This is a genomic window from Rhizobium sp. SL86, assembly GCF_026672545.1.
Taxonomy (GTDB): domain Bacteria; phylum Pseudomonadota; class Alphaproteobacteria; order Rhizobiales; family Rhizobiaceae; genus Neorhizobium.
Genome location: NZ_JAPPRJ010000009.1, coordinates 176,046 through 202,120, shown reverse-complemented (window position 1 = coordinate 202,120; position 26,075 = coordinate 176,046). Strand labels below are relative to the sequence as shown.

24 protein-coding genes are annotated in these 26,075 nt (G+C 62.5%); 4 read left to right on the top strand and 20 right to left on the bottom strand.

Going from position 1 to position 26,075, the window contains the following annotated elements; translation table 11 throughout:
* Positions 1–35: 35 nt before the first annotated feature.
* Both OU993_RS24205 and OU993_RS24200 read right to left on the bottom strand, forming a co-directional pair.
* Positions 36–551: a hypothetical protein gene (locus tag OU993_RS24205; RefSeq protein WP_268161483.1), complete on the bottom strand. Its 516-nt coding sequence runs from the start codon at positions 549–551 to the stop codon at positions 36–38.
* A gap of 89 nt (positions 552–640) precedes the next feature.
* Positions 641–1,174 (bottom strand): hypothetical protein, encoded by a 534-nt coding sequence (locus OU993_RS24200; RefSeq protein ID WP_442793056.1) that lies wholly within the window; start codon positions 1,172–1,174, stop codon positions 641–643.
* Positions 1,175–1,362: 188 nt separating this feature from the next.
* Here OU993_RS24200 and OU993_RS24195 point away from each other — a divergent pair, with 188 nt between their 5' ends.
* The 3 genes from OU993_RS24195 (at position 1,363) to trmFO (ending at position 4,860) form a co-directional block, all read left to right on the top strand.
* Complete coding sequence (locus OU993_RS24195) at positions 1,363–2,577, top strand: NADP-dependent isocitrate dehydrogenase (protein WP_268161481.1); 1,215 nt, start codon at positions 1,363–1,365, stop codon at positions 2,575–2,577.
* A gap of 133 nt (positions 2,578–2,710) precedes the next feature.
* Entirely contained in the window at positions 2,711–3,337 is a 627-nt protein-coding gene (locus OU993_RS24190; protein ID WP_268161480.1) for a glutathione S-transferase family protein, read from the top strand.
* Between the two features lie 50 nt (positions 3,338–3,387).
* Entirely contained in the window at positions 3,388–4,860 is a 1,473-nt protein-coding gene (gene trmFO / locus OU993_RS24185) for a methylenetetrahydrofolate--tRNA-(uracil(54)-C(5))-methyltransferase (FADH(2)-oxidizing) TrmFO (RefSeq protein ID WP_268161479.1), read from the top strand.
* On the opposite strand, the gene OU993_RS24180 is transcribed toward trmFO, so the two are convergent.
* The 5 genes from OU993_RS24180 to yajC form a co-directional block, all read right to left on the bottom strand.
* Entirely contained in the window at positions 4,816–5,289 is a 474-nt protein-coding gene (locus tag OU993_RS24180; protein ID WP_268161478.1) for a hypothetical protein, read from the bottom strand. The two genes, trmFO and OU993_RS24180, sit on opposite strands and share 45 nt — an antisense overlap.
* 78 nt (positions 5,290–5,367) lie before the next feature.
* Positions 5,368–6,222, bottom strand: a complete 855-nt coding sequence (locus OU993_RS24175) for a phytoene/squalene synthase family protein (RefSeq protein WP_268161477.1) — start codon at positions 6,220–6,222, stop codon at positions 5,368–5,370.
* Positions 6,223–6,248: 26 nt separating this feature from the next.
* Positions 6,249–6,635, bottom strand: a complete 387-nt coding sequence (locus OU993_RS24170) for an Mth938-like domain-containing protein (protein WP_268161476.1) — start codon at positions 6,633–6,635, stop codon at positions 6,249–6,251.
* Positions 6,636–6,637: 2 nt separating this feature from the next.
* Entirely contained in the window at positions 6,638–9,202 is a 2,565-nt protein-coding gene (secDF, locus tag OU993_RS24165) for a protein translocase subunit SecDF (RefSeq protein ID WP_268161475.1), read from the bottom strand.
* A 57-nt stretch (positions 9,203–9,259) separates the two neighbouring features.
* Positions 9,260–9,610, bottom strand: coding sequence for a preprotein translocase subunit YajC (gene yajC, locus OU993_RS24160; protein WP_268161474.1), 351 nt, complete (start codon positions 9,608–9,610; stop codon positions 9,260–9,262).
* A 200-nt stretch (positions 9,611–9,810) separates the two neighbouring features.
* Here yajC and OU993_RS24155 point away from each other — a divergent pair, with 200 nt between their 5' ends.
* A complete protein-coding gene (locus OU993_RS24155) occupies positions 9,811–10,683 on the top strand; it encodes an ATP-binding protein (RefSeq protein WP_442793036.1) in 873 nt (290 codons plus the stop codon).
* A gap of 110 nt (positions 10,684–10,793) precedes the next feature.
* Here the strand turns inward: OU993_RS24155 and OU993_RS24150 are convergent, their stop codons facing one another.
* The 13 genes from OU993_RS24150 to argS form a co-directional block, all read right to left on the bottom strand.
* On the bottom strand, positions 10,794–12,359 hold the full coding sequence (locus OU993_RS24150; RefSeq protein ID WP_268161472.1) for a LysM peptidoglycan-binding domain-containing M23 family metallopeptidase: 1,566 nt from the start codon (positions 12,357–12,359) through the stop codon (positions 10,794–10,796).
* A 157-nt stretch (positions 12,360–12,516) separates the two neighbouring features.
* Positions 12,517–13,158: a protein-L-isoaspartate(D-aspartate) O-methyltransferase gene (locus tag OU993_RS24145; RefSeq protein ID WP_442793055.1), complete on the bottom strand. Its 642-nt coding sequence runs from the start codon at positions 13,156–13,158 to the stop codon at positions 12,517–12,519.
* Positions 13,159–13,166: 8 nt separating this feature from the next.
* Entirely contained in the window at positions 13,167–13,934 is a 768-nt protein-coding gene (gene surE / locus OU993_RS24140; protein WP_268161470.1) for a 5'/3'-nucleotidase SurE, read from the bottom strand.
* Positions 13,935–13,939: 5 nt separating this feature from the next.
* A complete protein-coding gene (gene serS, locus OU993_RS24135) occupies positions 13,940–15,223 on the bottom strand; it encodes a serine--tRNA ligase (protein ID WP_268161469.1) in 1,284 nt (427 codons plus the stop codon).
* Between the two features lie 95 nt (positions 15,224–15,318).
* Entirely contained in the window at positions 15,319–16,149 is an 831-nt protein-coding gene (gene tatC / locus OU993_RS24130; protein ID WP_268161468.1) for a twin-arginine translocase subunit TatC, read from the bottom strand.
* Positions 16,146–16,946 (bottom strand): Sec-independent protein translocase protein TatB, encoded by an 801-nt coding sequence (gene tatB, locus OU993_RS24125; protein WP_268161467.1) that lies wholly within the window; start codon positions 16,944–16,946, stop codon positions 16,146–16,148. Before tatB ends, tatC begins: the two co-directional genes overlap by 4 nt.
* Positions 16,947–16,996: 50 nt before the next feature.
* Positions 16,997–17,194 carry a twin-arginine translocase TatA/TatE family subunit gene (locus tag OU993_RS24120; RefSeq protein ID WP_268161466.1) on the bottom strand — a complete coding sequence of 66 codons (198 nt, stop codon included), beginning with the start codon at positions 17,192–17,194 and terminating at the stop codon, positions 16,997–16,999.
* A gap of 42 nt (positions 17,195–17,236) precedes the next feature.
* Positions 17,237–18,340 carry an ABC transporter ATP-binding protein gene (locus OU993_RS24115; RefSeq protein WP_268162518.1) on the bottom strand — a complete coding sequence of 368 codons (1,104 nt, stop codon included), beginning with the start codon at positions 18,338–18,340 and terminating at the stop codon, positions 17,237–17,239.
* Between the two features lie 97 nt (positions 18,341–18,437).
* On the bottom strand, positions 18,438–19,103 hold the full coding sequence (scpB, locus tag OU993_RS24110) for an SMC-Scp complex subunit ScpB (protein WP_268162517.1): 666 nt from the start codon (positions 19,101–19,103) through the stop codon (positions 18,438–18,440).
* 50 nt (positions 19,104–19,153) lie between these two features.
* Positions 19,154–20,035, bottom strand: coding sequence for a segregation and condensation protein A (locus OU993_RS24105; RefSeq protein WP_268161465.1), 882 nt, complete (start codon positions 20,033–20,035; stop codon positions 19,154–19,156).
* A 37-nt stretch (positions 20,036–20,072) separates the two neighbouring features.
* Positions 20,073–21,095, bottom strand: a complete 1,023-nt coding sequence (nagZ, locus tag OU993_RS24100) for a beta-N-acetylhexosaminidase (RefSeq protein WP_268161464.1) — start codon at positions 21,093–21,095, stop codon at positions 20,073–20,075.
* 103 nt (positions 21,096–21,198) lie between these two features.
* Complete coding sequence (locus tag OU993_RS24095) at positions 21,199–24,195, bottom strand: SPOR domain-containing protein (protein WP_268161463.1); 2,997 nt, start codon at positions 24,193–24,195, stop codon at positions 21,199–21,201.
* Positions 24,196–24,260: 65 nt separating this feature from the next.
* Complete coding sequence (gene argS, locus OU993_RS24090; protein ID WP_268161462.1) at positions 24,261–26,018, bottom strand: arginine--tRNA ligase; 1,758 nt, start codon at positions 26,016–26,018, stop codon at positions 24,261–24,263.
* Positions 26,019–26,075 lie beyond the last annotated feature (57 nt).

Here is a 26,075-nt window from a genome sequence, read left to right as displayed (position 1 = left end):
GTCGCGCTGGGCACGCGCCATCGCCGGTGCCGGTCTCAATTGCCCGCGAGTTCCTTGAACTGCTGGCGCAGGGACAATGCCGTCTTGCCATCCTCGCCGATATGGCGGATGTCGTCGACGAAATACCAGGGTGCTGGATCACCGACGCCTTCCTGCACCAGATCAAAATCGACCTTCGACTTTGCTTTGTTGCCCATGCAGTAGAAGGCGCTGAACTCGACGCGCACCGTCAGCCGGTTGCCCTTCTGCGGCCCGGCCTTGTAGCTGACATTCTTGACCGGGCAATTGTCCTGCCCGCCGATCACCGGCTCGAAACCCAGAAACATCTGCTCGTCATTCGCCTTCATCTTGAGAACGGCGGCGACCAGATCGCGGGTAAAGGCAACGCTGTAGAGAGCCATCAGCGAATCCGGATCAAAATATTCGGCCTTGCCTTTCGCCGTGACCTCCATGACAGCCTTGACCGGATCGAGCGGTTCGTTGGCCAGTGCCGGCTGCACCGTCGCGAGCATGATCGCAGCTGCGCCGAGACCAAGGTATTTCCTGAGCATGTTTCCCCCTTTGCTCATCATCAGAATGACGGACCACAAAGACGATCCATTGGCGCCCCCGCACCGGCTGCGATCGTCATCCGGCAGCGTTATTGGCCGCCCTTGGCGATCGCCTGCATCTCGGCCAGCACCGAATCGCGTTCGCCGTCGGCCACACGGTGAATGTCGTCGATCACCGGCTTTCCGTCTTCGACCAGCACGTCGAAGTGAACCTCGGAGACGGCATTCTTGATCTGGGGCTCGTCGATGCAGGTCCACATCTTGAAGGTCACAGTGACATCGGTCATTCCGTCCTTGACGGCGCCGGGCGCGATCTTGATCTCTTCCAGCGGGCAGCCGTCCTGCGAATTGGTGACGACGTCATAACCGAAGGGGTCGCCGGGCTCGTTGTTTTCCGTATCATAGGCCGGATGTTTGGCCGCCTCCTTGTAGGCGCCCTGGAAGCGCTTGCTGTAGAGGCTGGAAAGCGGCGCCGGATCGAAGATGTACTTCCATTCGGCATCGACGGTGCCCCAGTTGTATTTGGTCATGTCCATGACCTGTTTCACCGGGGCGGTGACATCTGCTGCAGGCGCGGCGGCGGCGAAAAGAGCAAGCCCGACGGCGAGCGGAATGGGGCGCAGGAAACGGCGCATGGCGGATGACGATTCCTTGTTGAATTTGAGACCTGAGATTATCCGCAGCCCGCGGTTTGGCAATGGCAAATCTGGCAACACGCCTTTGCGTTCTGCCACGGCAATGCTATAGCCCTCGGGACTTCCGTCCACCCTACCGGGGGCTTTTGGCTCCCGCCCATGCAAGAGGCAGATACATGAAGAAGATCAAGGTCGCCAACCCTGTCGCCGATCTCGACGGCGATGAAATGACGCGCATCATCTGGCAGCTTATCAAAGACAAGCTGATCCATCCGTATCTCGACCTCGACATCGATTATTACGACCTTTCGGTCGAAAACCGCGACGCGACGAACGACCAGGTGACGATCGACGCCGCCAACGCCATCAAGAAGTATGGTGTCGGCATCAAGTGCGCGACGATCACGCCGGACGAAGCCCGCGTGAAGGAATTCAACCTCAAGCAGATGTGGAAGAGCCCGAACGGCACGATCCGCAACATTCTCGGCGGCGTGATCTTCCGCGAGCCGATCATCTGCAAGAACGTTCCGCGCCTGGTTCCGGGCTGGACGCAGCCGATCGTCGTCGGCCGCCATGCCTTCGGTGACCAGTACCGTGCCACCGACTTCAAGTTCCCGGGCAAGGGCAAGCTGACCATCAAGTTCGTCGGCGAAGACGGCCAGGTGATCGAGAAGGAAGTCTTCGACGCCCCCGGCGCCGGCGTGGCCATGGCCATGTACAACCTGGACGAATCGATCCGCGAATTCGCCCGCGCCTCGATGATGTACGGCCTGATGCGCAAGTGGCCGGTGTATCTCTCGACCAAGAACACCATCCTGAAGGCCTATGACGGCCGCTTCAAGGACATCTTCGAAGAAGTCTACGAGACCGAATTCAAGGATCAGTTCAAGGACGCCGGCATCACCTACGAACACCGCCTGATCGACGACATGGTCGCCTCGGCGCTGAAGTGGTCCGGCGGTTACGTCTGGGCCTGCAAGAACTATGACGGCGACGTGCAGTCCGATACGGTTGCGCAAGGGTTCGGCTCGCTCGGCCTGATGACCTCGGTTCTCTTGACGCCGGATGGCAAGACGGTGGAAGCCGAAGCTGCGCACGGCACGGTGACCCGTCACTACCGCCAGCACCAGAAGGGTCAGGAAACCTCGACGAACTCGATCGCCTCGATCTTCGCCTGGACCCGCGGCCTCGCACACCGCGCCAAGCTCGACGACAATGCAGACCTCGCGAAGTTCGCAGCGACGCTCGAAACCGTCTGCGTCGCGACCGTCGAAGATGGCTTCATGACGAAGGACCTGGCGCTCCTGATCGGCCCGGATCAGCCGTGGCTCTCCACCACCGCCTTCCTCGACAAGATCGATGAGAACCTGCAGAAGGCCATGGGCGCGTAAGCCCATCCATTGCGGGAATGACATGGAAACCCGGCCGCACTGCGGCCGGGTTTTTCTTTGGCCGCCTGTCTCTTGTCATCCGGACGTCATCGCGCCATTATAGGAACATAAAGAGAACATTTTGGAGGACAACATGACATCGCTGCTGCTCTACACGAACCCCATGTCGCGCGGCCGTATCGCCCGCTGGATGCTCGAAGAGGTTGGTGTTCCCTACGAGGTGAAGGTGGTCCCCTACGGGCCGCAGATGAAGAGCCCCGACTATCTTGCGGTCAATCCGATGGGCAAGGTCCCTGCCCTGCAGCACGGCGAAAACGTGGTGACGGAATGCGCTGCGATCATCGCATACCTCGCCGATGTTTTCCCGGAAGCAGATCTTGCCCCGAAGACCGATGCGGAACGGGCCGCCTATTACCGCTGGATGTTCTTTGCCGCAGGTCCCCTGGAAGCTGCCACCGTCAACCGAAACCTCGGCTTCGTCGTTCCCGACGATAAGCGCGGCATGGTGGGCTATGGCAGCTTCGAGACAGTCCTCGGCACGCTGGAGGCGGCTCTGGCGAAAACGAGTTACATCGCAGGTGACCGTTTCACTGGCGCCGATGTCTATCTCGGTTCGCATCTGATGTGGGGCATGCAGTTCGGCAGTATCGAGAAGCGTCCGGCTTTCGAAACCTATGTCGCCCGCCTTGCGCAAAGGCCGGCTCATGTGAAGGCGACCGAACTGGACGATGCGCTGGTTGCCGCGCAGCAGACGGCCTGAGGACGCTTTGATGTTGGATGCGGGGCCGGCTCATGGTAATGAGCCGCCCCATGACACAGATCTCTTCAAAACCCGTTCATGTGGTCGGCGGCGGACTTGCCGGTTCCGAAGCTGCCTGGCAGCTGGCTGAAGCCGGCACGCCTGTTATCCTACACGAGATGCGCGGCGTGCGCGGCACGGATGCGCACAAGACCGATGGCCTTGCCGAGCTCGTCTGCTCGAACTCCTTCCGCTCCGACGATGCGACCGCCAATGCGGTTGGCGTCATCCATGCGGAAATGCGGCTGGCCGGCTCGCTGATCATGACCTGTGCCGATCGGCATCAGGTTCCGGCCGGCGGAGCGCTGGCGGTCGATCGCGACGGTTTTTCCGAGGCCGTGACGCAGGCGCTCCATACCCATCCGCTGATCACCGTCATTCGCGAGGAAGTACAGGGCCTGCCGCCGGTTGACTGGGGTCTGACGATCCTTGCCACAGGGCCTTTGACATCGGCATCCTTGGCCGCCGCCATCCAGGCGGAGACCGGCGAGGATTCGCTCGCATTCTTCGATGCGATTGCGCCGATCGTGCACCGCGAGTCCATCAATATGGATATCTGTTGGTACCAGTCACGCTACGACAAGGTCGGCCCTGGCGGCAACGGCAAGGACTACATCAACTGCCCGCTCGACAAGGCGCAATATGACGCCTTCGTTGATGCGCTGATCGCAGGCGATACCGTCGGTTTCAAGGAATGGGAAGGCACGCCCTATTTCGATGGCTGCCTGCCGATCGAGGTGATGGCGGAGCGCGGGCGCGAAACGCTGCGCCACGGCCCGATGAAGCCGATGGGGCTGACCAATGCCCATAACCCGACCGTCAAAGCCTATGCCGTCGTACAGCTTCGCCAGGACAATGCACTCGGCACGCTCTACAACATGGTCGGTTTCCAGACGAAACTGAAATATGGCGCCCAGGCCGAAATCTTCCGGATGATTCCGGGGCTTGAAAACGCGGAATTCGCCCGCCTCGGCGGCCTGCATCGCAACACCTATATCCATTCCCCGACACTGCTGGATCAAAGTCTCCGGCTGAAATCGCGGCCGGCGCTACGGTTTGCCGGACAGATCACCGGCTGCGAAGGCTATGTCGAAAGTGCCGCCATCGGCCTGCTCGCCGGACGTTTCGCGGCGGCAGACGCCAAGGGTGAAACGCCCTCGCTGCCGCCGGCAACGACCGCGCTCGGTTCGCTGCTCAACCATATCACCGGTGGCCATCTCGTTTCGGACGACGAACCAGGTAAACGCTCCTTCCAGCCGATGAATGTGAATTTCGGGCTGTTTCCGGAGCTGGCGCCGGGCTCGATCGTCAAGCCGGAAGGCGTCAAGCGCTTTCGCGGCAAGGACAAGACGGTGATGAAGCGCAAGCTTCTCGCACGGCGGGCACTGACGGATTGCGCCGGTTGGCTGGGTGTCCCCGCCCCGGTCTTCGAAACAGAATCAGACGCGGCTGTCGCCGAGCTCGGTGTGAGCGCCGCCGAGTAGGTGGCGTTCGTCCGGACCGATGTAGTTGCCGAGCAGCCAGAGCGACACTTCCGCGGCTTCTGCCGCGGATGAAAACACGTAATCGCCGCTCTGCGTCGGCGCGTCGAGGAAATCCACGTGGAAACCGCGGCCATTGCCGAGCGGCGTGACCCTGACACGACCGGGCTCGATCAGGTGGCAGGCGTAGTGGGCGCCGTAATTGCGCATGAAACCGGCCTTGTTGTCGTAAAGGCGCACGAAGACTGCATTGCCGCTTTCCGTCACATGCAGGCTGCGGATCGCTTCCGTCGGATAGGCACGCCCGAACTCGATGATCGCAAGACCGGCATCGTGGCGGTCAAGTTCGTCGCGATCCTTGCTCATGCGCGTGGCATAATAGCCCGTTGCAACGACCAGCACCGCAATGATCGACCACACGACAAGGCTCACCGGATCACCCTTCCCATTCCTTCGCGCCTGCTCATTACCGCGTGAGGCTTGCGCGAATGTGACTCTGAAGAAATGGGCCTAGAGACGCTTGACGGCAAGGGTGCGCAACATGCGCAGCTGCCGGCGCCACTGGGGTGACTGCAATGCCCCCGACAGCGCTTTGTCCGGCGCACGCGCCGCGGCTTTCAGAACCGGTTCAGCAAGCGACACCGGCAGGAAGGCCGGCAGAAGCGAGGCGGGGATGCCGTCAGCCCGCTTGGCCTTCGAGAGATGATCCAGACCGAGGCCGGCAAACGCCTCGATCGCCGCACGATGCTGCGCGCCTTCGGGCTCCGCCAGAAATGTGTCCCGGTCCAGCCCCGTGGCGGAGAGAATATCGAGCGGCAGGTAGACCTGACCGCGCTTGCGATGCAGCGGCAAGAGCAGCAGGATCCCGGCAATGGCTTGCGCGACGCCGGCATGGCCGGCAGCCTCCGAGCGCTGCATGGCGGCAGGCGCATCAAGAACGAGACCAGCAAGCTGGATCAGTGCCGCCGCCGTTTCGCCGGCATAACCTTCCAGCGCGTTGCGGTCCGGCATCGGATCGTCATAAAGATCGAAGATGCGCGCCTCGGTCATATTGACCAGCACATCGCGCGGCAGGCGATAGGCGTCGATGGTGGCGAGCACGCCTGCGGCGATCGGATTGGCGTTCGATTCGCCCTCAGCCGTGCCGGAGAGAAGATCGCGCCACCACTGCAGCCGGATTTCTCCCGCGAGCGGCTGATGGATCACGTCGCGGATGCGGGCGATTTCGGCATGGAAGGCATAAAGCGAGGCAAGCGGTCCGCGCTTGTCCGCAGGCGACAGAAGACAGGCGAGATAACGGTCGCGGTCGGTGTCGCGCAACGTCGAAAGGCAGATGTCCCAATGGTCTGCGGCACCTGCCGTCACGGTCTTTTTCTCCGCTTCTGTCACGATCACACGGCAATGAGAGCCGCAGCCACCGGCCGCGATTCTCCCAGCATGATATTGTACGTGCGAACGGCCGCTCCGGTTCCCATCGGGTCGGAGGATATTCCGCGGCTGCGCATGGCAGCCTTCAAGGCGGCCGGCAAAGGCCGGATGTCCTTGCCGGTGCCGACGAGCAGGAATTCAATCTCGCCCGCCTCGTCCAGCACCCTCTGGAAGGCGTCGACCGTCAGCGCATCGCCTTCGGTTAGATCCCAGCCGTAGACGCCACTCGGCAAAAGCAGCAGGGAGCCGCGATGCGACATGTCGGCAAACCGGAAACCACCATCGCCATAGGTGTCGATCGGGACGCGTCCTGGAAAATGCGCGTCCCGGATATGTGTCGGGCGAGCCACGATCAGACGTTCGGCTTGCCGTTAGGCAAGGCCGCACCCTTTTTGGCCGGCTTTTCGTCTTCCTTGGTGAAGACGTCCGTGCGCAGCTTGAAGGCAATCAGCACCGGCGCGGCGATGTAGATGGACGAGAAGGTACCGACGGCCACACCAAACAGCATCGCGAAGGTGAAGGAGCGGATGACTTCGCCGCCGAAGATGTAGAGCGCGCTCAGCGCAATCATCGTCGTCAGACCCGTCAGAACGGTGCGCGAGAGGGTCTGGTTGATCGAGATGTCGATCAGTTCCGTCAGCGGCATCTTCTTGTAGCGCCTCAGGTTCTCGCGCATTCGGTCATAAACGACGACGGTGTCGTTCAGTGAATAACCGACAATCGTCAGGATGGCCGCGATACTCGTCAGGTTGAACTCGATCCCGGTCAGCACGAAAATACCGATCGTCAAGATCACGTCGTGCATCGTCGCGATGATCGCACCGACGGCGAACTGCCATTCGAAGCGGAACCAGATGTAAACGAGGATGAAGAGGAGCGCCACGCCGACGCCAAGCGTTGCCGTGTAGGTCAGCTCGCTCGAGACCGCCGGGCCCACCACTTCGACGCGGCGGAATTCATAATCCTGCTCGAGATCGTTGCGGATCCGTTCCAGTGCCGACTGTTCGGCATTTTCGCCGCCGCCCTGCGCCTGAACGCGGACGAGGACTTCCTGCGGAGATCCGAAACCCTGAGCCTGCACGTCACCGAGATTCAGCTGATCGAGGCGCGTGCGGATATCGGCAATGTCCGCATTACCCTGCCGCGCCTTCAGCTCGATGATCGAGCCGCCACGGAAATCGATGCCGAGGTTCATGCCAATCGTGGCAAAACCAATGACCGAGGCAATCGAGAAGGCTGCGGCCGCGAGGAAGGTGTATTTGCGGATCGACATGAACGGCAGGCCGCGCCCGTCGAAGATCCCGGTGCGAATGCCCTTCGGCAGCTGCTTCGGCTTGGACCGCTTGACCCAGAGCGAGAACATCCAGCTGGTGAAGGTGAAGGCGGTAAAGACGGTCGTGACGATACCGACGGCCAGCGTCACGGCAAAACCGCGGACCGGGCCGGACCCCAGATAGAACAGCACGACGGCGGCGATCAGGGTCGTGAGGTTCGCATCGATAATGGTTGCAAAGGCGCGCTTAAAACCGCTGTCGATGGCCGGCAGCAGGGAGCGGCCCGATTTCACCTCTTCGCGGATACGCTCGTAGATCAGAACGTTGGAATCGACCGCCATACCCATGGTCAGCACGATACCGGCAATACCCGGCAGCGTCAGCGTCGAACCGATCAGCGTCAACGTCGCAAGAATGAGGACGATGTTGACCGCGAGCGCGACGTTGGCGAGGAAACCGAAGAAGCCGTAGAAGGCGAACATGAAGCCGGCAACTGCGACAGCGCCGATGATGCTGGCAACGACGCCGGCACGGATCGAGTCCGCACCAAGGCCCGGACCGACGGTGCGTTCTTCCACCACGGTCAACGTTGCCGGAAGGGCGCCGGCGCGCAGGAGAACGGCAAGATCATTGGCCGACTGCACCGTGAAATTGCCGGAAATCTGACCCGAACCGCCGACGATCGGCTCACGGATCACCGGTGCCGAAATGACCTGATTATCAAGCACGATGGCGAAAGGACGCCCGACGTTCTGCTGCGTTGCCTGGGCAAAACGCTGTGCACCGCGGCTGTCGAAACGGAAGGTCACGACCGGTTCGTTGGTCTGCTGGTTAAAGCTCGCCTGCGCATCGACAAGACTTTCGCCAGAGACGAGCGCCCGACGTTCGACCAGGTACGGAACCGGCGGATCGTCCATCGAATACATGATTTCGGAGCTGGCCGGCGGACGTCCGTTCAACGCCTCCTGCACCGGCATGGACGAATCGACCATATGGAAGGTCAGTTTCGCCGTCTGGTTCAGCAGTGCCTTGAGGCGCTGCGGGTCCTGAAGGCCCGGAACCTGGACGATGATGCGGTCGTCACCCTGACGCTGGATCAGCGGTTCGGTGGTGCCGAGTTCGTCGACACGACGGCGCACGACTTCGATCGATTGCGTGACAGCCGAGGAAACACGGTAACCGATGCCGGCATCGGTCAGCGTCAGCTGCAGCTGACCATTGCCCTCGTCGGAAAGCGAGACCTCCGTCACCGTTCCGCCGAACGTGCCTGCGGAGACCGGCTGCAGCAGCGGATTGAGCGCGTCCTTGGCCGCCTGGACCTGCGCCGGATCGGTGATGCGCACCTGGATCTGCTGGCCCGTTCCGCTCAGACCGGTGTAACGGACATTGGCTTCGCGCAGCACGTTGCGCACGTCGCCGACCACCGTTTCCAGGCGTTCCTTGACGATGTCCGCACGCTCGAGCTTCAGCATGATGTGCGAACCGCCCTGAAGATCAAGACCGAGCGTGACCTTCTTGGCGGGGAACCAGTTCGGGAGCTTTGCCAACTGCTCATTGCTGAGAATGTTCGGTGCCGCGACGATCGCGCCAACGGCGATGACGAACCAGATGAATAGGGTTTTCCAGCGGGAGAAGTATAGCATTGCGCTCTCGATACCTGGCGTGATCACAAAGCGCCGCCTGCTTGGCGGCGCCGGACCTTAAGACTTGGGGGCTTCGGTCTTGACCGGCTCGCCCTTGACGCGAACCTCGGCCACATAGGTGCGCAGTGCGCGGACCTTGACACCTTCGGCAATCTCGACTTCGAGTTCGTTGTCGTCGATGACCTTGGACACCTTGGCCGTGATGCCGCCGCCGAGCACGACCTGGTCGCCACGACGGATATTCGAGAGCGTTTCCTGACGCTTCTTCATCTGCTGGCGCTGCGGCCGGATGAGAAAGAAGTACCAGACCACCATCAGAGGGGCGAAGAGGAAAAGCATTTCCAGGCCGGAGCCGAAGGCAGACGGTGCTGCACCCTCGGTTTGGGCGAATGCTTCAGTAATGAACATCGAGAACTCCCAGAGATTGCGGTTACGGAGGCAGCCCCCGTTTCAAGCCGCCGGAATATAATTGCGAACGGTCGGAATGCAACAGACACACGGTCGCCAGCGTACCGATTTGCGGCGTCTTACCCTTTCGATCGGCAAAAGGCCATGCTAGGCGGCAGAAAAACGGAGGCGGCAACCGTCGCCGCACGCGGGAGAAGATGATGACCGTCGATACAACCGCCCTGCTTTTGGCCGAAGTGCGTCGCCTGGCCGATGCCGTCGAGCGCCTGGCAGGCCCTGCACCCGCTCATAATGACCTCAACGCTGCCGATTGTTTCGTTTGGGTTCCGGCCAACCACTATCTGCAGCCTGTCGCAAGACCGAACCGGGTGGCGCTGACGCTGATCCGCGGCGTCGATCACGTTCGCGACATCCTGCACGAAAACACCCTGCGGTTTGCCGAGGGGTTTGCGGCCAACAACGTCCTCTTGTGGGGTGCGCGCGGCATGGGCAAGTCTTCGCTCGTCAAGGCGGTGCATGCAGATGTGCGTGCCGCGACCGGCGCAAAGCTGAAACTTGTCGAGGTGCACCGCGAGGAGATCGGCACGCTGCCTGCCCTCCTCGACATCCTGAAGGCGTCCGACTGCCGGGCGATCGTCTTCTGCGACGACCTCTCGTTCGATCACGACGATACCGACTACAAGTCGCTGAAGGCGGCCCTCGACGGCGGGATCGAGGGGCGGCCGGACAATGTGCTGTTCTATGCGACCTCAAACCGCCGGCATCTTTTGCCGCGCACCATGATGGAAAACGAGCAATCGACCGCCATCAATCCCTCCGAAGCGATTGAGGAAAAGGTATCGCTCTCCGACCGATTCGGACTGTGGCTCGGGTTCTACAAGTGCAACCAGGATGATTATTTGGCGATGATCGACGCCTATGCCGACCATTTTGCGCTCGATCTCTCGCGCGACGAACTGCATCGCGAAGCGCTGGAATGGGCAACGACGCGCGGCGGACGCTCGGGACGTGTCGCCTGGCAATATATTCAGGATCTCGCGGGGCGTCTGCGCAAGCCTCTCTCGAGGGACTGAGGCCAAGCCACACGACAAACAAAAGAGCCCGGCTGTTGAACCGGGCTCTTTCGCATTCCCCATACGCACTACTTTTCGAGGAACGTAATTTCTAAGGGACGGGACGCCGATTACTCGAGGAAGGTCATCGGGTTGACGGGCGTTGCATCCTTGCGCACCTCGAAATGCACCTGCGGCCGCTTCGCGTCGCCGCTCATGCCGGAGGTGGCGATCGTCTGACCGCGCTGCACCTTCTGGCCGCGGGTGACAGAAATATTGGCGGCGTGACCGTAGACGGTGACCTTGCCATCGTCGTGGCGCACCAGCACCGTGTTGCCAAGCTGCTTCAGGCCGTTGCCGGCGTAGATGACCACACCGTTTTCCGCAGCCTTGATCGGCGTGCCTTCCGGAACCGAAATATTGATACCATCGTTGCGGCTGCCTTCGACATTCTGGCCATAGGAGGCAATCACCGCACCGGTGACCGGCCAACGGTACTTGCCGATGCCGGTGGCCGAGGGTGCCGCGACATTGACGTCCGACTTCTTCTCGACCTCGGACAGGCTTGCCGTCTGGGTGGCAGGCTTTTCGGTGGCGGCGGGCTGTGCCGGCGCATTTGGCTTGATGGCGACGGTTTCCGCCTTCGGCTGGCCTGCCGGTGCGGCGGGCGCCGTCTGCGGAATGGAGGCCGTCTTGACGTTGTCGCTGGCAGACGCGCCAACCTTCAGCGTCTGACCGATCCGGATGCCACCGTCCTTGATGCCATTGGCCGCCTTCAGCTGGTCGATCGGCGTCTTTGTTTCCCGGGCGATCTTGGCAAGCGTATCGCCTGCCTTGACGGTATAGGTCGCGCTGCCATCCGGCTTCGGTCCACCGGCGGGCGGAACAACCTTCGCCGCTTCCGCCTGCGACTTGTCGCGCAGGGTGGGCGTCGGCAGCATGGCTACCTTTTCCTGCTGCGGCTGAGCAGGAACCGGTTTGTCGCCGGTGCGGGCAAGATCGACTTCCCCGGCGGCGTTGCGGGCTTTGTTGCCGCCCGCATAGGTCGGGATCACCACGATCTGGCCAGCCGTCATCGCCCCACCATTGGCGCGCAGGATCTCGCGCTCCGGCACACCATAACGGGCGGAGAGCGTGGCAGCCGTTTCGCCGGGGCGCAACGTCACCTTCGGTGCATTGGCGGTCGACCAACCGGAGACACCGGTCGAGCCGGTCGTTACCTTGTCCGCGTCGACAGCGGCGGGACGCATCACCGCTGCCGTCTGGGGGGCGGCGGCCACCGGCATCGGCTGCGACAGGGCTTCCGCGCGGCTTTGCGGATCGCGGCTTGGCGCCATCGGAGCAGCACTCGGCGCGGCAAGCGAGGCGCGCTGGACGGACACGGGGGCAACGGCGGAACGGGTTGGTGACGCCTGCGTGGCGGCCGGATAGCTCGGCGCGGCACTGGCCTGCGGATAGGGCTGCGCCATGGCAGCGCCCCGCGACTGGTAATCCGTATTGATCGTCGTTCCGACATCCTCGGACGGAACCGGAGCACGGCCATAGGCGCCAAGCCCCTGCCGTTGCGGGATCGAGGCCGTCGTTAGATTATCATGATTGGAAAAAAGTCCGCTGAAGCGCGTGGCATCCGAACTGCAACCGGCAACGGTACTGGCCAGCAAAGCCGCCACGGCGATGCGCACGGCTGACTTCTTCATAGTTGAGGAACTGTTCACACGCATGACTCGACCTACACGACGCAACCAAAGTACGAGTCATTAAAGCGTGTTAGTCTTACCGCCCGGTTAAGAGACGGGACCAACTGTCATTTTCTTCGCAAATCGCTAACCATGAGATCAGACAGAAGACGCCTGATCACAAATGTGCCGCCATGTGCGCAACGAGCGGAAGATAGGGAACCGGAAACAGGTCCTCGCGCTCGAAACGGCTGCCGGTCTTGGTCAGCCGTACCATCATGCAGCTTTCGTCTTCCTGCAGCAGGGGCGCTACCATCGAGCCGCCATGCACCAATTGCTCGGCGTAAAAGCGCGGCATGGTGGAAAAGGCCGCCGTCACCAGAATCCGGTCGAAAGTCCCCTCGCCCGGCATGCCGTTGCTGCCATCCGCCTGGCGGATGATGACGTTGCGCAGACCAAGCGTATCCATTCGCCCCTGCGCCGCCGTCACCAGCGTGCGGTAACGCTCCACCGACAACACACGTTCGGCGATGCGCCCCATCACCGCCGTCATGAAACCGCTGCCTGTGCCAATTTCGAGCACACGATGGCCAGGCTTCACCTGAAGACGGGCCAGGATGCGCACGGCAAGGTCGGCCCCTTCCATGAAGGATCCGCAATCAATCGGAATGGTGCGGCTGCAATAGGCGTCCGTTGCAAACTGAGGCGGCACGAATTGCGATCGCGGCGTCTGTTCTGTGGCCGTCAGGAGGTCGAGATCCGTCAATCCCTCGGCCCGAAGCCGAAGCACGAGCGCGGCAAACCCTTCCTTCTCGACCATGCCTGATTTCAAACAGGCTCTCCCAAAGCATGTGTCACCGCATCGATCGCAGCGTGATCGGTGAGGTCCAGTTTCAGGGGGGTGACGGAAATGCGGTTGGCACGCACGGCGTGAATGTCGGTTCCGGCAGCGAACTGACCGGTGCGATCCCCGAAACGCAGCCAGAAATAGGGATTGCCGCGGCCATCCTGCCGCTCGTCGACGACAAGAGCAAAATCCGTCCTGCCCTGGGCGGTGACATCCGTTCCTTCCACCGCATCGGCCGCACAGGCCGGGAAGTTGAGGTTGAGGAAGGTGCCGGCCGGAAGCTCGCAATCGAGAAGGCGGCGGATCAGCGCCGGCGCATGGGTTTCGGCGACATCCCACGGAATGCTGCGTTTGCCGTCCGCATGGGACACGGCCTGGCTCAGCGCCAGCGAGCGAACACCCTGGATCGTTCCCTCGATCGCCCCGGCGATCGTGCCGGAATAGGTGACGTCGTCGGCAATGTTGGAACCGGCATTGATGCCGGACAGGATGAGATCGGGTTTGCTGTCCAGCACATGCCGGATGCCCATGATCACGCAATCGGTCGGCGTACCGCGCACCGCATAATGCTTGTCGGAGATCTGCCGCAGCCGCAACGGCTCGGACAAAGTCAGAGAATGGGCAAGCCCGCTCTGATCGGTTTCCGGCGCAACGATCCAGACGTCGTCGCTCAAGGTCCGGGCAACCCGCTCGAGGACCGCAAGGCCCTCGGCGTGAATGCCGTCATCATTGGTCAGCAGGATCCGCATCGGCCTCATGCACTCCGTTCGATCTTCGTCAGACCTCCCATATAGGGCACAAGGACGTCCGGAATGGTGACAGAGCCGTCTTCATTCAGGTAATTTTCGAGAACGGCGATCAGGCAGCGGCCAACGGCCGTGCCTGAGCCGTTCAGCGTATGGACGAAACGTGGCGCCTTTTCATCCTTCACGCGGTAACGCGCGTTCATACGACGGGCCTGGAAATCACCGCAGACGGAGCAGGACGAGATTTCGCGGTAGGTGTTCTGTCCCGGCAGCCAGACTTCCAGGTCATAGGTCTTGCGGGCACCGAAACCCATATCGCCGGTGCAGAGCATCATCGTGCGGAAATGCAGGCCGAGGCGCTTCAGCACTTCTTCGGCACAGGCGGTCATCCGCTCATGTTCGGCAATCGAGCTTTCCGCATCGGTGATCGACACCAGCTCGCACTTCCAGAACTGGTGCTGACGCAGCATGCCACGGGTATCGCGGCCGGCAGACCCCGCTTCCGAGCGGAAGGACGGCGTCAGTGCCGTAAAGCGCAGCGGCAGCTGTTCCTGCTCGAGGATCTCCTGGGAGACGAGGTTGGTCAGCGTGACTTCCGCCGTCGGGATCAGCCAGCGGCCATCCGTCGTCTTGAACAGGTCCTCGGCAAACTTCGGCAGCTGGCCGGTGCCATACATGGCCTCATCCCGCACCATCAGCGGCGAGGAGACTTCGGTATAACCGTGTTCCGTCGTGTGCAGATCGATCATGAACTGACCGAGCGCGCGTTCCAGCTTGGCAAGCTGGCCCGTCAGCACCGTGAAGCGCGAGCCGGAGAGCTTCGACGCCCGGTCGAAATCCATCATGCCGAGCGCTTCGCCGATTTCGAAATGTTCCTTGGCCGGGTGGTTCCAGCGCGGCTTTTCGCCAACGACGCGGGCAACCACGTTGTCGTGTTCGTCTTTGCCGGTCGGCACGTCATCGAGCGGGATGTTCGGAATGCGCGACAGGACATCATCGAGTGCCGCGATCGCGTCGCGCTCTTCCTGCTCGAGGACCGGCATTTCGTCCTTCAGGCTTGCCACTTCCGCCTTCAGTTTCTCGGCCAACTCCGAATTCTTCTGCGCCATCGCCGCGCCGATGTCCTTGGAGGCGGCATTGCGGCGGGACTGCATGTCCTGCAGCTTCTGGATGACGGAGCGGCGGGTCTCGTCGAGCTGAATGATGGCGTCGGCCAGGGGCTCGGCGCCCCGCTTGGCAAGAGCCGCATCGAGAGCCGCGGGGTTTTCACGTATCCACTTGATATCGAGCATCGTCGTTCCAGATTGCCTGCGTTGGACCGCACAGCAAACCGGCGGCCGAAAGAGTGGTGTTCCGACCCCCGAACCCGGTTCTGCCGGAACGAATGCTATGTCTGGTCCGAACTGGCCACGTTGGAGCCGGAATCGGCAGCAACAGCGGCCTCTTCGCTCGCACGTTTGCGCTCCACGAGTCGGGCAGCATAGATGGAAATCTCGTAGAGAAGGATGGTCGGCAGCGCAAGGCCGATCTGAGACAGCGGATCGGGCGGCGTCAGCACTGCTGCGACAACGAAGGCGATGACGATCGCGTATTTCCGCTTCTCGCGCAGCCAGTCGCTGGTCAAAATGCCAACCCGCGCCAGAAGCGTCGTGACGACCGGCAGCTGGAAGACGAGGCCAAACGACATCACCAGCGTCATGATCAGGGACAGATATTCCGAGACCTTCGGCATCAGGGAAATCGCGACCTCCCCTTCACCCGGCGCCTGCTGCATGGCGAGGAAGAACCACATCACCATGGGGGTGAAGAAGAAATAGACGAGCGCACCACCGAGCAGGAAGAGGATGGGCGAAGCGACGAGGAACGGCAGGAAAGCCGCCCGCTCGTTTTTGTAAAGGCCGGGCGCCACGAACTTGTAGAGCTGCGAGGCGATGATCGGGAAGGCAATCACCAGCGCGCCGAACATGGCAACCTTCACCTGCGTGAAGAAGAACTCCTGCGGCGCGGTGTAGATGAGTTCCGACTTTGCGAGATCAAGTCCGGCCCAGACCACGGCCCACTTGTAGGGAACCACGAGCAGGTTGAACAGCTGCTTGGCAAAGAAAAAGCAGACCAGAAAGGCCCCAAAGAAGGCCGCAAGCGACCAGATGAGGCGCGTGCGCAGCTCGATCAGATGCTCGATGAGCGGCTGAGGCTTGTCGTCGATTTCGCCGTTCATGCGTTATCCTTGGGGGTCGCCGGCTTCTTGCGGGCGCGGGTCGCGGGCTTGGCAGCAACAACCGAGGTTTCGGTTGTGTCTGCAGCCTTGGCGGGCGTGCGGGTTCTCTTCGGGGCGGATTTGGTCGACGCTTCGGCCTGAACCACGTCGACGGCTGGTTCCGCAGCTGCATTCGCCTTCGGCTTGCGCGGCGCGCGCGGCTTCTTTTCGGCGGCCGGTGTTCCTGCCGCAGGTGCGGACGACGACCCGGAGGGCGCCGCCTGCTGTGGACCCGACGCGGTGACGGACGGCTGGCCGGCAGCGGCGGAAGAGCCTGTGGCCGTGACAGCAACCGGTGCCGTCGTCGAGCCCTGAGCCGGCGATGGGGCTGGCGTTGCGGCAACCGAGGCCGGCGCGCTTTCCGGAAGCGAAAGCTCCGGCGCTGGGATCAGGTCCTCAAGCGGAGAAGCGGATGCCTCCCCGTCTTCAGCCTTCGCCTCGGCAAGCGGCGTCATCGTTGTGGCCTTCTGGAGATCGCTCCGGATCTCGTTGCCCATTTCGCGCAGCGGATTGATCGCCTCGCGGATCGCATTGGCCGGGTGGAAACGCTGCGCATCCGAAATCGTCTGGCGTACGTCATCCATATCGGCTTCGCGCAGGGCCTGATCGAACTGGGTGCGGAAATCGCCCGCCATCTTGCGCAGATTGGCCGTCATCTTGCCAAAGGCGCGGAGCATCGGCGGCAAGTCCTTCGGCCCGACGACAACGATCAAGACGACCGCGATGACTAAAAGCTCGGTCCAGCCGATGTCCAGCATATGTTATGCTCCTCGGAAGACGCGCCGTTTCGGGCGCGGCACCAATCAGGTTACTTGGTTTCTTCCGGCTTGTGGTCGACGGTCTTCGTCGCCGTGGTATCGGCGGTTTCTTCGTCGGACATACCCTTCTTGAAGCTCTTGATGCCCTTTGCGACGTCGCCCATCAGTTCCGGGATCTTGCCGCGTCCGAAGAAGATAAGCACGATGACCAGAACGATCAGCCAGTGCCAAACACTAAAAGAACCCATGACTCCACTCCATGATTGCGCGTCGTGTTCGATGTAAGACGTTTAGGGATCTTTTTCAAACACCAAAATGTCGTCCGGCTGAACCTTTACGGTCACGTCCGTGAGACCGTCCGGAAGCTGGTCGGCGCGGATGCGCGCGCGCAACGGCTCGGACAGTCCGTCGACCGCAAGCGTCAGCAGTTCGACGACGCCGAGGAACCGCCGCGTCAGGATACGGGCGGCAACCGCGCCGCCCTCGGGCAGAACTGAGATCGAGGAAATACGCACCGCCACATCCACATCCTCGCCATCCTTGCGGTCGCCTGCACCGCAAGACCCCAGCGGAGTCGTGACACGACCGCCGACCACCCTTCCCTCCAGACGGTTGATCTCGGAGAAGAAGCCGGCCGCGAACAAGGATTGCGGACGCCGGTAGAGGTCCTGCGAGCGGCCGACCTGGACCAGCCTGCCGTCATTCAGAAGCGCGATCCGGTCTGCCATGCGCATGGCCTCCTCCGCATCATGGGTGACGACGATGGCGGTCGCCCGCGTCTGGCGCAGCACGTCCAGCGTATCGGCGCGGATCGTATCCTTCAGGCGCGAATCAAGCCCGCTGAAGGGCTCGTCCATCAGGAGAACATTGGGACGGGGGGCGAGCGCACGGGCAAGCGCCACACGCTGCTGCTCGCCGCCGGACAGCGCATGCGGATATTTGTCCGCGTAATGGGACAGCCCCACCCGTTCGAGCGCCACCATGGCTTCGGCAACCGCCTCCCGGGCGGGCAAAGCAGTGAGGCCGAAGCGGACGTTCTCGACGACCGAGAGATGTGGGAACAGCGCGTAATCCTGGAACATCAGCCCGACACCGCGTTTTTCCGGTGGGACGAAGACGTTGGGTCCGGCCATTTCGCGGTCGTCGATCAACACACGACCACCGGTCTGGACCTCGATCCCGGCAGCAATACGCAAGAGCGTCGTCTTGCCGGATCCGGACGGTCCCAACAGGCACAGGACCTCGCCATGTTTGGCTTCGAGATCGATGCCCCGGATGGTCTCCTTGCCGTGATAGCTGTGCTCGATCGCCTCGAAGGAAAGGCTGGAGGCGAATGTGACGCCCGCGGTGCGACGAATGGCAGTCGATGCCCGAGCGGGCGTGGAATGGGTCATGCTCTCCGGCCTAACTTTATCGCCCTGTGCTGCCGCCGAACGGTCGATCGATGGTCCCATCGAACGCCGCGCAACGCCGTCCACGGCAAACGGCATGCTATTCGTCCGCTCCGCCGCCCGGTGTCAAGAGGCCGAGTTCCTCCAGATCAAGCTGCGTGATCGGGTCCTCGTCCTCGCTGAGTTCGTCGGCGCTCGCGGGAAGCGGGATGCGGAAATCCGGAGGAATACGGCCGGACAGCAGCCCTGCCCCCTTCAACTCCTCAAGACCCGGCAGGTCGCGGATTTCCTCCAGGCCGAAATGATCGAGAAACCGCAATGTCGTGCCGAGCGTCACCGGCCGGCCTGGCGTCCGCCGGCGTCCTCGAAAACGCACCCAGCCGGCTTCCATCAGCACATCAAGCGTGCCGCGGGAGGTCTGCACGCCACGAATATCCTCGATCTCGGCCCGCGTCACCGGCTGGTGGTAGGCGATGATCGCCAGTACCTCGAGTGCGGCACGGGAGAGTTTCTTGGCTTCGCCATCCTCGCGCCGGAAGACGAAGGAAAGATCCGCCGCGGTTCTGAAGGCCCATCTGTCCTCGATCCGGATCAGGTTCACACCACGCCCGGCATACAGGCGCACGAGCCGCGACATGATCGTCTTCACATCGACGTTGCGTGGCAGGCGCTCCATCAGGAAGCCTTCCGAAACCGGCTCCGCCGAGGCAAACACCAGCGCCTCGGCGATACGTTCCGCCTCAAGCTCCAGCGCGCTCGGAGCCATGTCCTGCCTGTCTTCCGTAAAAAGATCGTCATCCTCGACCGGCACGCCACTCATTCCTTATCACTCGCACGATCACCAGCCTTGTCGCCTGTACTCTTAGCGGTCGCATCACGATCAGCCAGATGCGTTCGGCCTGCACCGCGCCGCAGGTACAGCGGGCCGAAGGCACCCTCCTGACGCATCTCGATCTTGCCTTCGCGCACCAGTTCGAGCGATGCCGCAAAGGCGCTGGCGGTTGCCGTGACACGGTCCGAAGGCGAAAGAAACTCCAGGAGATAACTCTGCAGCGCCGTCCAGTCGCCGATGTCGCCCATCATCGTGGTCAGCAATTCGCGGGCCTCCACCAGAGACCAGACCTTGCGCCGCTCGATTGTCACCTGGGTTACCGCCTGGCGCTGGCGCAGGTTGGCATAGGCCTTCAGGAGATCGTAAAGCTCAGCCTCGAAGGTCGCGCCGCTCCGCTCGGCAATATGTTCCGGCGCACCGCGCGCAAAAATCTCGCGTCCCAACCGGTTGCGGTTGACGAGCCGTGTTGCCGCCTCGCGCATCGCCTCCAGCCGTTTCAGCCGGAAGGCCAGCGTCGCGGCCATTTCCTCGCCCGTCGGGCCATCATCCTGGCGCGACTGCTGCGGGATCAAAAGTTTCGATTTGAGATAAGCGAGCCAGGCCGCCATCACCAGATAATCGGCGGCAAGCTCGATACGCACACGCCGGGCGCTTTCGACGAACAGCAGATACTGTTCAGCCAACGCCAGAACCGAGATCCGCTGCAGATCGACCTTCTGGGTGCGGGCAAGATGCAGAAGCAGGTCGAGCGGACCTTCGAAACCGCCGACATCGATGACGAGCGCGGGCTCGCTGACACCCCGCGCGTCGCTGTCTTGCCAGAGCCTGTCCATCGGAATGGCAGGCTGTGATGTCTCAACGGCCATCCCCGCCCCTGTTCCCGGGGCCGTTCAAGGCTCCCGCTTATGCCTGTGCCTGGCTGACCAGTGCCCAGAACTCGGCCCTTGCCGCCCGCTCATCCGTGCCATCTGCCGGACGGAAGGCCGCTTGTGCCGCCTCTGCGCGCCGCAATGCCTCGCCCGCAAGCTCCGGCACCTCGGCCACCACCTGCTTCATTTCGTCCATCACCCCATTGCAATGCAAGACAATATCGCAGCCGCCCGCGACAATATCCGCAGCGCGTTCGCCAAGCGTGCCCTTCAAGGCGTTCATCGAGCTATCGTCAGAGAGAAGCAGGCCGTGGAAACCAATCCGGCCGCGGATGATCTCCTCGATCACCTTCGGCGAGGTCGTGGCGGGGCGGTCCGGGTCGACGGCGGTGAAGACCAGATGGGCACTCATCGCCATCACCTCGTCCTTCAGGGCCCGGAAGGGCGCAAAATCCTGCGCATCCAGGTCCTCGAGCGAGGCTGTCACCACCGGTAGGTCGTGATGCGAATCGACCATGGCGCGCCCGTGCCCTGGGATGTGCTTCATCACCGGCAACATGCCGCCCGCCTTCAACCCTTCCGAGGCGGCAGTCCCGAGGGCCGTCACCATGGCCGGGTCGCGACCATAGGAACGGTTGCCGATCGCCTGGGTGGAGCCTTCCACCAGAACGTCGAGCACCGGCAGGCAGTTGACGGTGATGCCGAGCCGGGTCAGATCGAAGGCGTGCAGACGCGACATCAGCCATGCGGCGCGAAGGCCGGCGCCGCGGTCGGCCTCATAGACCTCACCAAGCCGGGCGGCCGGCGGATAGGCTTCCACATGCGGCGCGCGGATGCGCTGAACCCGCCCGCCCTCCTGGTCAATCAGCACCGGCGCATCCGGCCGGCCGATCGTGTCCTTCAGGCTCGCCACGAGATCCCTGATCTGTTCCGGCTCGGAGAGATTGCGGGCAAACAGGATGAAACCCCAGGGGCGTTCATCACGATAGAGCGCAAGCTCATCCTTCGTCGGGGAAAGGCCGGCGCACCCGAGGATCATTGCCTTCGACTGGCTCATGGAAAAACTCTTCGTCAGGATGTGAAAACGGAGCCCGTGGCGGGCGGAAACGAAAACGGGGCGTCATCAGCGCCCCGCATTTCAGGATCGGATAAGACCACCCTTAGCGGGCGATCAGGCAGGTGCCACCGGCGGCGCGGTAACGCTCGCAGAGAGCGGCAGCCTCGTCGCGCGTGCTGCCTGCAGCAATCCGCACCCGGTAGAATGTCCCCTTGCCGGCAATCTCCGCCTTGGCGATATCCATGCCGCGGCCACCGATCACCCCTGCAAACTTGGAGGACAGGTTGCGATAGGACTTCTGGGCGTCGGCTTCAGACGGCAGAGAGGCGATCTGGATGAAATAACCACCCGCCTGGGCAGCCGGAGCCGAGGCCGGAACCGAAGCCGGCGTTGCCGCGGCAACCGGCGCGGGGGCCGGAGCAGCCGGCGTCGTTGCCGTCCTCAGATCGTTGCGGACATTGCCCTGGCTGGTGACGGCGGCCACGACCTGAACAGGCTGGTCGGTCGGACGAGCCGTCGGAACCGGTGCCTTCGGTGCAGGAACCCCGGCGGGTGCCGTCGAAGGCGTAGTTTGCGCCACGTTCGTCGCGCCCGTCAAAGCGGTGGTTTGCGCGACATTCACATCGGCAAGGTTCGTCGGCGTGCTGCTGGCGGCGGGTCCGGTTCCCGCCAGTTGCGTCGGCTCGGCAAGCGCCGGGGCTGCCGGAACCTTTTCAGTCGATACGCTCGCGGCAGGCGTCCTCACCGGCTGGGTCGCCGGCACCTCGGTCACCTGCTCCACCAGCGTTCCGTCAGGACGCACGATCATCGTCTTCACACGGCGCGGCATAACGGCCAGCTGTTCCGAATCAGCAGACTTCGCCTGCCCGGTGGGAGCGTTGGTCGGCAGAAGCCGCGCGTCCTGCGTATCGCCAACCGGCGTCATCTCCGACTGCGCCTCATCCTCGCCTTCAAGCGGCAGGGTTTCCGGCGTGAGGGTCTTCTGCACCACGTCGACCGGCTGCTCCTCGGAAGAGATCAGCGACGGCTGCTTCGGATCGCTGAGCGAGCCGCTGGCCACACGATCGTAGACGGCCTTGTCCTGGTTCGGGACGGTTTTGCCGCCCGGATTTTCCGGGACCACCTTCACCGGCTCGGAATCGGCGGCGATGACCACCGGGCTTCCGTCATTGCCGGCAGTCGATTTTCCGGTCGCGTACCAGGCATAGGCGGAGATCCCGACGATCCCCACGAAGCCGGCGATCGACAGCGGCATGGCGAAGGAAGCCAGCGACCGGCGACCGGTCTCATAGACAGGCGTTTCGTCCGCATAGGCTTCGTCGACCGGCGTCGGACGCAAGGGAGTGGCGAGGCTGCGACGGAAATCCTCTTCCAGCGCACGCTCGAAATCATCCAGCCCGTCGTCCGGCTTCTGTTTCGTCACGGTCGCAGCCGGGCTCTGAGCCGGGGCGGCAGACGCAGCAGACGGAGAAGAGGCGACGGCGGTTGCCCGGCCGAGCGTCCGCTCCTGCGGCTTTGCCGCAGTCTGGGCGGGCACAGCACGTTGAGACATGCCGGCCGTATCGAGGTAGCTGGCAAGCTCGGAATCAAGATCCAGATCGAAATCCGACGGGGGTGCTACGGGCTTTTCAGGCTCGTGTACCGGAATTTCGGGTACGTCGAGGTCCGGAACCGCTTCCGGCATTTCCTCGGCATCCGCGAGCAGGGTCGGATCGAACGCATCGCCGTCGCCAACAAGAGGGGCGGGCTGCACCGCCGGAGCCGGCACCGCGGACGGGACGGGATCAACGGGCACCGCCGGCTTCACCGCCGCCTCCGGCGCAAGCCGCGACTGGGCAAGGAAGGCCGGGATTTCCGGGGCAAGCGTCGGCACGGGCTGCGTGCGCGGCACGAAAGCCGCCGGCGACGGTTCGACAACGGGTTCGGCAACCGGCTCCCGGCGCGCCACCTCTGCCTGCGCCACCTGCGCCGGCTTCTCGTCCTGCATCAGGTCGGCAAGATCGAGCTCGAGATCATCGAGCATCAGCTCGAAGTCATCATCCATCATATCGGGTGCCTGCGCGGGCTTTACCGCAACAGGCTCCTTCAGCTGGACATCCAGATCCTGCCGACCGACCGGTTCGAAAACCGGCTCGGAGCGACGTTCACTGATCACGGGGGCCGCAGACTGCACGGCAGGGACAGGCTCGATGTCCGGCGTCCGAACGGGCTCGTCCGCTCTTTCGAAGACCTGCGCCAATTCATCCTGAAGCGACAGGACATCGACGACGGGCTGGGCAAAGACCGGCTCAACCTCAGGCACCGGCACGGGCGTCGGAACCTTCGGCTCCGGCGAAACGGGCCGTGCACGAACGGCAGCGACGTCCGAGGCAAAATCCGTGGCCCAGGTCGAGGCAACCGGCTGCGGCTGAACGTCTGCGCCGCCATCCAGAACCGGATCGACATCGTGCGGCCGCGCACGCGGCGGAGCCACAACGAAATTCGTCAACGGCATCCGAAAACCGGGCTCGTAGGCACCGCGGCTCGGCGCACGCGCCGCCAATTGCGACAGGGCCGGCGAGGCAATCGATGTCTCCAGCTCCGCGATCAGATCCGCATCAAAGCCGCTGAAATCAGGCTCAGCTTCGACATCAGGCGACGGCGGCTGCGCAAAGGCCGATGCCAACGGAGGAAGATTTTCGACCAGCAACATCCCGTCAGGCTGCTGCCAGTTATCAACGAGGGGAGCCTGAGCCAGCGACTGATCACCAGACGCACGGAACGTCACCGACGGCTGTTCCGTGGGCTCGACATCCGCAAACGGATCGGCCTCGACGCGCGCAACAGGCGCCTCCGGTTCGACGAACCGAGCGGGTGCAGCGGCAACCGGAGCGACCGGAGCAACAGGCTCCGTCCGCGGCTCGTCATATTGTTCGAATTCGCGGAGAAGCTCGTCTTCCAGGTTGAAGCTCGGCTCGCGACGAGCGGAAACGGAGGCCTGCGGGACCGCGACGACCTTTTCCTCATAGCCTGCAATGCGAGCGAGTTCCGCCAACGGATCGTCATCTGCAAAGAAGTCCGCTCCGCCGATACGGCCACGTGCAACGCTACTATCTGCCATTCCCTCGTCCACTCACCTACGCCAACGCACCAATGCCAGCGCTTTGTGGGGAAATGGTGGCGTGCTTATCGCATCTCGTCCGGAGCGGTCGTGCCGGTTATGGCAAGACCAGATTTCAGAACAGACGCTACGGCGCGCACCAACCCAAGTCTGGCGATGCTGGATTTTCGGTCGTTATCCTTAACAAACCGTAAGTCGGGATTATCTTTGCCCTTATTCCAATGCGCATGGAAGGAGCTTGCCAGATCATAGAGGTAAAAAGCAAGCCGATGGGGCTCCTGCGACTGTGCAGCGGCCTCAATCAGACGCGGATATTCGGCCAATTTGGCAACAAGCTGCATTTCAGCAGGATCCTTGATCTCCGAAACGGCTTCGGAAAGATCAAGTGATTCGAAATCCAGATCCGGAAACGCTTCTGCGGCCTGGCGGAACACCGACATGCAGCGGGCATGGGCATACTGCACGTAGAAAACCGGATTGTCCTTCGACTGCTCGGTCACCTTGACGAAATCGAAATCCAGCGGCTCGGAGTTCTTGCGGTAGAGCATCATGAAACGGACCGAATCCGACCCCACTTCCTCCACCACCTCACGCAAGGTGACGAAGTCGCCGGAGCGCTTCGACATCTTGACCGGCTCGCCGTTGCGGTAAAGCTTCACGAGCTGGCACAGAAGCACGGTGAGCTTCGCAGATCCGCCGGAGACGGCGCGGGCAACCGCCTCAAGCCGCTTGACATAGCCACCATGGTCGGCGCCGAGCACGTAAATCATCTCGTCGTAACCGCGCTCGAACTTGTCCTTAAAATAGGCAACGTCGGCGGCAAAATAGGTATAGCTGCCGTCGGACTTGATGAGCGGCCGGTCGATATCGTCGCCGACATCTGTCGAGCGGAACAGCGTCTGTTCGCGATCTTCCCAATCTTCCGGCAGCTGCCCCTTCGGCGGCGGCAAGGTGCCGCGATAGACATGGCCCTTGAAGGTCAGATCGTTGATCGCCTGGCGGATCGGCGCGCCGCCATCGGCATGCAGGGTCCGCTCGGAGAAGAAGATGTCGTGATGCACGTTGAGAGCGGCCAGATCCTCGCGGATCATGACCATCATCGCATCGATGGCGCGCTCCTTGACGAGCGGCATCCAGTCTTCGACCGGCATGTTGTGCAGACGGGTACCGAATTCCTTGGCGAGCGCCTGGCCAACCGGCACCAGATAATCGCCCGGGTAAAGACCAGCCGGGATCTCACCGACAGTCTCCCCCAGCGCTTCGCGGTAGCGAATGAAGCAGGAGCGCGCCAGCACATCGATCTGTGAGCCGGCATCGTTGATGTAGTATTCCTTGGCCACCTCGTAACCGGCAAAGCCCATGAGGTTGGCCAGCGCATCGCCCACAACGGCGCCACGGCAATGGCCGACATGCATCGGGCCGGTCGGATTGGCGGAGACGAACTCCACATTGACCTTCTTGCCAGCACCGACGCTCGAGCGGCCGTAATCGGTGCCCGCCTTGATCATGCCGGCCAGCAGGTTCTGCCAATAGGACAACGACAGGCGGATGTTGATGAAGCCCGGGCCGGCGACCGTCACCTCGATGATGTCGGCGTCTTCCTTCAGCTTTGCGGCAATGATGTCGGCGAGCGCTCGCGGATTGGTGCCGAGCGGCTTTGCCAGAACCATCGCAGCGTTCGTTGCGACGTCACCGTGGCTCGAATCACGCGGCGGCTCGATGGTGACGCGGCTGAAATCGACGCTGTCGCGCTTTTCCTTCACGATATCGATCGCTTCCAGAGCGGCTTTGATGCGGACTTCGAATTCGGCAAAAAGGTTCATGTGCTGCATCCCAGCATGCGGACCGTCCCGTGGAACGGCCCGTCAAGGTTCGTTTGG

Coding starts and splice junctions, on each gene's coding strand:
- OU993_RS24205 (WP_268161483.1), bottom strand. CDS start 551: ATGCTCAGGAAATACCTTGGTCTCGGCGCAGCTGCGATCATGCTCGCG.
- OU993_RS24195 (WP_268161481.1), top strand. CDS start 1,363: ATGAAGAAGATCAAGGTCGCCAACCCTGTCGCCGATCTCGACGGCGAT.
- OU993_RS24190 (WP_268161480.1), top strand. CDS start 2,711: ATGACATCGCTGCTGCTCTACACGAACCCCATGTCGCGCGGCCGTATC.
- trmFO (WP_268161479.1), top strand. CDS start 3,388: ATGACACAGATCTCTTCAAAACCCGTTCATGTGGTCGGCGGCGGACTT.
- secDF (WP_268161475.1), bottom strand. CDS start 9,202: ATGCTATACTTCTCCCGCTGGAAAACCCTATTCATCTGGTTCGTCATC.
- yajC (WP_268161474.1), bottom strand. CDS start 9,610: ATGTTCATTACTGAAGCATTCGCCCAAACCGAGGGTGCAGCACCGTCT.
- OU993_RS24155 (WP_442793036.1), top strand. CDS start 9,811: ATGACCGTCGATACAACCGCCCTGCTTTTGGCCGAAGTGCGTCGCCTG.
- OU993_RS24150 (WP_268161472.1), bottom strand. CDS start 12,359: ATGAAGAAGTCAGCCGTGCGCATCGCCGTGGCGGCTTTGCTGGCCAGT.
- OU993_RS24145 (WP_442793055.1), bottom strand. CDS start 13,158: ATGGTCGAGAAGGAAGGGTTTGCCGCGCTCGTGCTTCGGCTTCGGGCC.
- surE (WP_268161470.1), bottom strand. CDS start 13,934: ATGCGGATCCTGCTGACCAATGATGACGGCATTCACGCCGAGGGCCTT.
- serS (WP_268161469.1), bottom strand. CDS start 15,223: ATGCTCGATATCAAGTGGATACGTGAAAACCCCGCGGCTCTCGATGCG.
- tatC (WP_268161468.1), bottom strand. CDS start 16,149: ATGAACGGCGAAATCGACGACAAGCCTCAGCCGCTCATCGAGCATCTG.
- tatB (WP_268161467.1), bottom strand. CDS start 16,946: ATGCTGGACATCGGCTGGACCGAGCTTTTAGTCATCGCGGTCGTCTTG.
- OU993_RS24120 (WP_268161466.1), bottom strand. CDS start 17,194: ATGGGTTCTTTTAGTGTTTGGCACTGGCTGATCGTTCTGGTCATCGTG.
- OU993_RS24115 (WP_268162518.1), bottom strand. CDS start 18,340: ATGACCCATTCCACGCCCGCTCGGGCATCGACTGCCATTCGTCGCACC.
- scpB (WP_268162517.1), bottom strand. CDS start 19,103: ATGGCTCCGAGCGCGCTGGAGCTTGAGGCGGAACGTATCGCCGAGGCG.
- OU993_RS24105 (WP_268161465.1), bottom strand. CDS start 20,035: ATGGCCGTTGAGACATCACAGCCTGCCATTCCGATGGACAGGCTCTGG.
- nagZ (WP_268161464.1), bottom strand. CDS start 21,095: ATGAGCCAGTCGAAGGCAATGATCCTCGGGTGCGCCGGCCTTTCCCCG.
- OU993_RS24095 (WP_268161463.1), bottom strand. CDS start 24,195: ATGGCAGATAGTAGCGTTGCACGTGGCCGTATCGGCGGAGCGGACTTC.
- argS (WP_268161462.1), bottom strand. CDS start 26,018: ATGAACCTTTTTGCCGAATTCGAAGTCCGCATCAAAGCCGCTCTGGAA.